Origin of the sequence: Desulfocurvus sp., from assembly GCF_023230885.1 — a bacterium.
GTDB lineage: Bacteria > Desulfobacterota > Desulfovibrionia > Desulfovibrionales > Desulfovibrionaceae > Desulfocurvus.
In genome coordinates this window covers 1-6,652 of sequence record NZ_JALNWM010000198.1, presented here as the reverse complement: position 1 = coordinate 6,652, position 6,652 = coordinate 1, and the positions used below count along the sequence as shown (strand labels likewise).

Genomic DNA, 6,652 nt, shown 5'->3' with positions numbered 1-6,652 from the left:
GCCCGGGGCCGGAGGCTGCCCCGCCTGCCCCGCCGGGCCGCCCGAGGGGGCGTCGCGCAGGCTCCGGGCTCGGGATGCCCCGAAGGCGGCCCGGGGCGGGGCCGCCCCTCCGGATGGAGGCCAGGGGTTCCAGGCCGACGCCCCCCGCCGAACGCACCACGGCCCCGGGCACAAAGGAAAACCGGCCCGCCCGGGGCCGCGAAGCGTGCCGCCCGCCCGGGTGCCCGGGCCCCCAGAGCGGGGAAACCGCGGACAACCCAAAGCGGGCTCCCCGGAAGCCCGGGGCCGCTTCGACGGCGCCGCCCCGGCGGCAGGACGAGCGCGCCCGGCCGCCCCGCGCGGCGCCGAACGAAACGACGCGCGGGCCGCGACCTTCCGGCCACGGCCCGCGCCTGCCCGCGCCGGGCACACCTGTCCCCCGCGCCCGACGCTTCCCGGGCGCGGCGCTAGTGGCGCATGGTCGCCAGGAGGAAGTCGAAGTTGGCCACCCGCACCGCGGGCGGGGCATCCGGCCGGTCGCAGCCCGTCAGGGTCAGGTCCATGCGCGCCCCGAGGCCGCGCGGGTCGTTCCGGTTGCCGTCCGCGCCCTCCCGGCTGCGCTGCACCGCCACTTCGACCTGCACGTCGTAGCGGCCCCCGCCCCGCGAGGCGATGCTGAACTCCAGCATGTCGCTCAGCTTGTCGCCCCGGCCCGTCAGGGTCTGCATGGTCCCCTCCGCCGTGGCGGGGTCGGCCAGCAGGGCGTTGAACACGGAGGCGGCCATGGCCTGGAAAAGGCCCCGGGTCGCCCGTCCGGCCTCGCCTGCGTCGGGGAAATGGCCGATGAGCCGGTCCAGGGCCTGCTCCATTGCCTGGTGGTCGTTGGTTCCCGGGCCCGGGATCCGCTCGCCGTCGACCACGATGCCGTTGCGGAAGAAGTCCTTGAGGAAGCCCTCGGAGAACTGCTCCATCTTGGCCCTGAAGCCTTCCGGGGCCGAGCCCATAAGCCCCTGGCCGGGGTCGGGCGCGGGGGAGCGCATGTCGTCGGCCACGGCCTGCTCCAGCAGCCGCGCGGCCCCGTCCGTGTCGAAGCCCAGGACCTCGGGCAGCCCCTTGTCGGAATGGACCCCGGGCCCGAGGATCTCCCGGGCCTGGCCGAAGGTCACGCTGTGCAGGCCCACCTCGCGCATGGCCTGTTCGGCCCGCGGGGGCAGGTCCAGGTGCCGGGCCAGGCCGGTGAGCAGCTGGAGGCAGGCCACGTTGTTCTTGACCACTCCGGGCTGGCTCATGTCCTGCCGCTCCAGCTCGAAACGGTACATGTTCATGGCCGACCCGCGCGCCGTCATCCGCTCCAGGGCCTGGACGCCCTCCTCGCCGCGCAGGCCCTGGCGCTCGAAGGCGCAGCGCAGCAGGGCGTCCTTGACCACCTCCACCTCGTCCATGCCGTCGATGCCCTCGCGCGGGCCGTCCTCGCCCATGAAGACCCCGTTCATGGCCTCCTGGAACGTTTCCATCGCCCCGGCGATGTCCGAGCGGCCCACGGCGGGGTGGGTCGCCGTGGCCACGAAGATCTGGGTGTCGCGCAGGCCGTCGCACAGGGCGCCGACCATGCCCGGGGTGAACACCGTGGGCGCGGACAGCACTGCCTCGCGGGCCACGGCCTTCTCCTCGGGGTTCAGGACCGTGTTGGCGTCGATGACGTGCAGGGCGTCCAGGAAGCCGTCGATGACCCGGTCGCGCAGGGCCTGGGTCTCCATGTCCGTGGGCGGGTGGAGGGCGCCGGGGTTGTAGGTGCAGGCAACCTCCAGCTTCTTGTGGACCAGGGCTTCGAGCTTGCCCATCTGCTCCGGGCTCATGTCCACGGTCATGCCCCGCTCGCCCGCCCGCGCGCGCAGGGCTGCGGGCAGGGCGTCCTGCGGCCCGGAGTGCCCGCAATGCGCCTGGACCTTGGCGTCGATATGGCTCTTGACCCGCGCCAGGCTGAACTGGCGGCAGGCCTCCAGCAGGGCCTCCCTGGCCTGGCCCGGGGTGGGGCTCGCCCCGGCGCGGACGAACTGCGCGCCCACCTTGTCCTGGACGGCCTGGAAGTCCTGCGGCCCCAGCGCATCCATTTCGCCCTCCATGCCGAAGAGGGCCATCTTCTCGCGCATGGCGGCCACAAGCAGGGACTCGGAGCCCTCCCCGGCGCTGGGGGCCGCGCACAGGGCCTTGACGTTGATGGCGATGTTGGCCTCGCGGGCCCGGGCCTCGTCGCCCCGGACGCGCACCAGGTCGGAAATGACCTGGGAGACCTCGCGCCCGGTGATGGGCGTGCCCCGGGTCAGGGCGCTGCCCAGGCGGTTCCGGGCGATCTCCGCGAAGCGGTCGCCCATGCCCTCGGTGTCGCGGATGCGCCCGACGACGTGGCTCATGATGGAGCTGTTCACGTTCGCCGCGCCGCCGATGTTCAGGGCCGATTTGATCCAGTTCACCGCGCGGCCGAGCCAGTTGCCGGCTCCGGCCTGGATCTGGCGGTCGCCGCCCAGGGCGACGTGGCGGTCGCCGATGGTATTGAATGTCTGGGCCAGTTGCGTCAGGCCCTCGATGTTGCCGGGCATGATGTCCTCCCCCTTGGGCTTTCTTTGGGTGTGCGCCTAGACGCGCAGGGCCATCCCCGAGGGCTCGGGGGCCGCGCCGCCCGCCTCGGGGGCCTGGGCGTCGATGTCCCGCAGCTGCCGCGCGAACTCCTCGGCCAGATTGACGAAGGCCTGCATGTATTCGCCAAGGAGGTTGGCGTTCAACCAGCCGCCAACGCCAACCTTGTTGGTGTAGACAACGGCCTCGCGCTCCATGTCCACACCCAGGACGCCGCCGCTGGTGCGCCGGAAAAAGCAGTCCGCCTCGAGCAGGAAAGTGAACAGGCGCAGCCGGGTGGCCTCGTGCGCGGGCACGATCCCCACGCGCGTATAGAAATAAAGCTCATCGGAATCGGGCAGATGCTCGATAGTCACCACCTGCGCATCGAACTGCAGGGTGCAGCAGTTGCCCTCGTCGAGGGCCAAGCCGTCCAGCCCGATGCTCCGGCCGAACTCCGCGATGATCTCCTGGATGTTGCTCATGATGCCTCCTTGTACCACTGAACCCTACAAGATGAATGCCAACTTTTTTTGAAGTGCCGGACCGGGCCGGAACACGGGGAAAACGCCACGGTACACGGCGCATAAGAAAACGGACGGCCCGGCGTGTCAACGCCGGTTTCGCGCGCGGGGAGGCGGGGTGGGGACGGCGGGGCGCAGGGGGCAGAGGCAAAGGCGGGGCGGGGAGGCGTACGGAGGCGGCGGGCTCAGCGGCCCTGGAACTTCTTGGGCGTCTGGCCGAACTTCCGGCGGAACTCCGCGCTGAAGTGGCCCAGGCTGCGGTAGCCGACGTGCATGGCGGCCTCGGTGACGGTCATGGCGCCCGAGCCGAGCAGCTCGCGGGCCATTTCGAGGCGGTAGTTGCGGAAATACTCGAACACGGGAAGCCCGAAAACCTGCTTGAAGCCCGTCTTGAGCTTCCTCTCGTTGACGCCCGCCAGCCGGGCCAGCCCGGCCAGGGAGGGCGGATTCTCCATGTCCCGCACCAGGATTTCGCGGGCCTCGCGGATGCGGGCCTCGTCGGCCGCCCCCAGGGCCGGGGTCCGCGAGAGCCCCGCCCCCGGGGCCAGGAGCTCGCCAAGCTGCATCCCGACCAGCTCCAGGGCGCGCGCCTCCAGGTGCAGCCGCCGCAAGCCCCCGCAGTAGGGCTGGCCAAGGATGTCCGCCACCAGGCGCATCTTGTCCACACTGCGCCGCCCGGCCCACTGGAAGGCCTCCTTGCGCCCGCCCAGGGCGGCCGCCAGCCCCCCGGGCGTCCTGGCCCGGCCAAGGGCCAGGTACGGTTCCAGGAACTCCCGGGTCGCGATGATGCTCAACCGGTGCATCCCGGCCCGGCATTCCAAAACGCCTGCTGTCTCGGGAAGATAAGTGATCCGGTTGCTGCCGCTGCCGTGGACGCGCGTGCTCCGGCGCAAGGGGCCCTCCTCGTAGCGGCAGCGGTTCAGCCCGGCGAGCATGAAGCCGAAGATGACCGGGGAATCCTGGATGGCGAACTCGGCCCGGAACGGCACGCCGCAGGCGACCCGGGCCAGTTGCAGGGTCAGCCCCGGGCGCAGGGCCACGGCCTGGGCCCCGGCGGAATCATAGACCGCCGGCCCGGCGAAAAGGGAGAGGTCGCGCGTGGTGTCCATGCCTGGGGCCGCCTCCGGGCCCGCCCCGCGCGAGACAATTTTTGTCCCCTCGGCGGCCAGCGGCCCGTCGGCTTCCGGTATACTGAAAAGGAAAATCAATTTCAAGTCGACCCGCAAGGAGACCCCATGCGCCAGCCAATCCTCTTCGCCGTCGCGGCCCTGCTGCTGCTCGCCCCGGGAGCCCACGCGCGCCAGCCGCAGGACGCCCCGGCCCACACCCTGGAGACGACCACCGTCACCGCCACCAAGCGCGAGCAGAAGGTCAGGGACATCGCCACCAGCATGTCCTGGGCCTCGGACCTCGACCTCGACGACATTGCGGCCAGGACATTGCAGGACGCGACGGACCTCTTCCCCAACGTGCACATGAAAAGCACAAGCTCGGGCAACGAGATCGTCATCCGGGGCTTCTCCACCTGGGACACCGCCCTGCAGTCACCGGCGGGCCTCTATGTGGACGGCGTGCCCTACCCGCTGTCGTACATGCAGAACATGTACCTGCACGACGTGGAGCGCATCGAGGTGCTGCGCGGGCCGCAGGGCACGCTGTACGGCCGCAACAGCGAATCCGGCGTGATCAACGTCGTGCGCCGCGCGCCGGACGGCACCCCGCGCGGCTCGGTCTTCGCCGAGGTCGGCAGCTTCGAGACCCTGCGCACGGGCGCCTCGGCGGCCGGGCCGCTGATGGGGGATTCGGTGTACCTCTCGGGCAGCTTCCTGCGCCACCAGACCGACGGTTTCGTGGAAAACACGCACAAGGGCAGCGACAGTGCCGCCGGGCACAAGGCGGACACCGGCCGGGCCACGCTCCGCCTGACGCCCACCGCCGCCCTGGACCTGCGCCTGTCCCTGGACGCCGCCCACAGCGACGACGGCATCGGGACCATGCGCCTGGACACCGGCCCGGTCCGCTCGGGTCGGCTCAAGGTCCGCGCCAACGCCAGGGACGACGCCTCCTCGGACCTCGTGGTGCCCGCCCTGGCGGCCGAATACGCGGCCGACCGCTTCACGGTCACCTCCATCACCAGCTACATGGACTACGCCTACAGGATGAAAAGCGACATCGACCGCACCCCCGCGCCCGTGGGCCTGTCCGACATGCGCATCGACCAGGACAACGCGACCCAGGAGCTGCGCGTGGCCTCCCGGGGCGACGCCGGGCTGTCCTGGGTCGGCGGGATATACCTGGGCCGGGCCTCCACGCGCACGGACATGGACCGCAAGCGCCTCATGGCCGCGGCCAGCACCGCCCTGCACACGGAGTACACCGAAGAGACCGGCGCCGTCTTCGGCCAGGGGACCTGGGCCATGCTGGACCGCCTGCGCCTGACGGCGGGCCTGCGCGCGGAGCGCACGCGCCTGGACGGCGACCAGACCTACGAAACCGGGGCCGGGCTGCGCCGCGACTACGGCAAGACCACCGACTACACCGAACTGCTGCCCACGGCCGCCCTGTCCCTGGACATGACGGACAATATGACCGGCTACCTGTCCTGGTCCCGGGGCTACCTGCCCGGGGGGTTTAACGTGTTCACCGCCAGCAACGCGGACAACTTCCACTACGACGCCGAATACAGCACCAACTACGAGGCCGGGCTGAAGACCGCCTGGCTCGACGACCGCCTGCGGGCCGACTTCGCGGTCTTCCACTCCACGATCCGCGACAAGCAGGTCCGCCAGGAGGACCCCGCCGGGGGCGTGGGCGCATGGAAATTCACCAACTCCGCCAAGGCCCATTCCACGGGCGTGGAACTGGAGGCCCGGGCCTTCCCCCTGGCGGGGCTGGAGCTGCGCGCGGGCCTGGGCTACGCCCGCTCGGAAGTCGACGAGTGGACCGTGGGCGCCCGGGACTACGACGGCAAGCGCCTGCCCTGGGCGCCGGACCTGACCTTCAACCTCGGTCTCGGCTACACCCACGCCAACGGGCTGTTCCTCCAGGCCGACCTGTTCGGCTCGGGCAAGCAGTACTTCGACGCCGAAAACACCCTGAGCGACGCGGGCCAGCGCACGGTGAACCTCCAGGTCGGCTACCGCACGGAGCAATGGGAGTTCTCGGTCTGGACCAAGAACCTCCTGGACGACCGCCACGCCGTCAAGAAGCTCAAGGCCAACGGCCAGACCATCGTGGAAGACGGCGACCCCATGAGCTTCGGAACCCGTATCGTCTGGAGGTTCTAGCCATGCCCCGCGCCGTCGCCACCCCCGCCGCCCGGGCCGGGGAGCCGCCCTTCGCCCAACTGGGCCGTTGGCTCGTGGCCCCCGTGACCCTGGCCCTGCTGAACCTGGCTCTCGACCTGGAGCTGCCCGACGCGCTTGCGCGCTCCGGAAACCCGCCCGGAAGCGCGGATGCCGCAGACCTCGCCCGGGCCCTGGGCGGCGCCCGGCCCCAGGCCCTGGGGCCGGTCCTGGACGCCATGACCGCCGCCG

At 71.3% G+C, this 6,652-nt stretch carries 5 protein-coding genes; 2 read left to right on the top strand and 3 right to left on the bottom strand.

Annotated elements, in window-relative coordinates:
* Positions 1-446: 446 nt before the first annotated feature.
* The 3 genes from M0P34_RS12730 to M0P34_RS12720 all read right to left on the bottom strand — a co-directional run bounded on the left by M0P34_RS12730 (position 447) and on the right by M0P34_RS12720 (position 4,225).
* The gene (locus M0P34_RS12730) at positions 447-2,576 is read right to left on the bottom strand and encodes a hypothetical protein (protein ID WP_291499723.1); all 2,130 of its coding nucleotides are present in this window, start codon (positions 2,574-2,576) and stop codon (positions 447-449) included.
* A 36-nt stretch (positions 2,577-2,612) separates the two neighbouring features.
* Positions 2,613-3,077 carry a type III secretion system chaperone gene (locus M0P34_RS12725; RefSeq protein WP_291499721.1) on the bottom strand — a complete coding sequence of 155 codons (465 nt, stop codon included), beginning with the start codon at positions 3,075-3,077 and terminating at the stop codon, positions 2,613-2,615.
* 224 nt (positions 3,078-3,301) lie between these two features.
* Complete coding sequence (locus tag M0P34_RS12720; RefSeq protein ID WP_291499719.1) at positions 3,302-4,225, bottom strand: AraC family transcriptional regulator; 924 nt, start codon at positions 4,223-4,225, stop codon at positions 3,302-3,304.
* A 126-nt stretch (positions 4,226-4,351) separates the two neighbouring features.
* Here M0P34_RS12720 and M0P34_RS12715 point away from each other — a divergent pair, with 126 nt between their 5' ends.
* Positions 4,352-6,403: a TonB-dependent receptor gene (locus tag M0P34_RS12715; RefSeq protein WP_291499718.1), complete on the top strand. Its 2,052-nt coding sequence runs from the start codon at positions 4,352-4,354 to the stop codon at positions 6,401-6,403.
* A gap of 2 nt (positions 6,404-6,405) precedes the next feature.
* The coding region (locus tag M0P34_RS12710; protein WP_291499716.1) for a hypothetical protein at positions 6,406-6,652 on the top strand (247 nt) is incomplete at its 3' end.

Coding starts and splice junctions, on each gene's coding strand:
- M0P34_RS12730 (WP_291499723.1), bottom strand. CDS start 2,576: ATGCCCGGCAACATCGAGGGCCTGACGCAACTGGCCCAGACATTCAAT.
- M0P34_RS12725 (WP_291499721.1), bottom strand. CDS start 3,077: ATGAGCAACATCCAGGAGATCATCGCGGAGTTCGGCCGGAGCATCGGG.
- M0P34_RS12720 (WP_291499719.1), bottom strand. CDS start 4,225: ATGGACACCACGCGCGACCTCTCCCTTTTCGCCGGGCCGGCGGTCTAT.
- M0P34_RS12715 (WP_291499718.1), top strand. CDS start 4,352: ATGCGCCAGCCAATCCTCTTCGCCGTCGCGGCCCTGCTGCTGCTCGCC.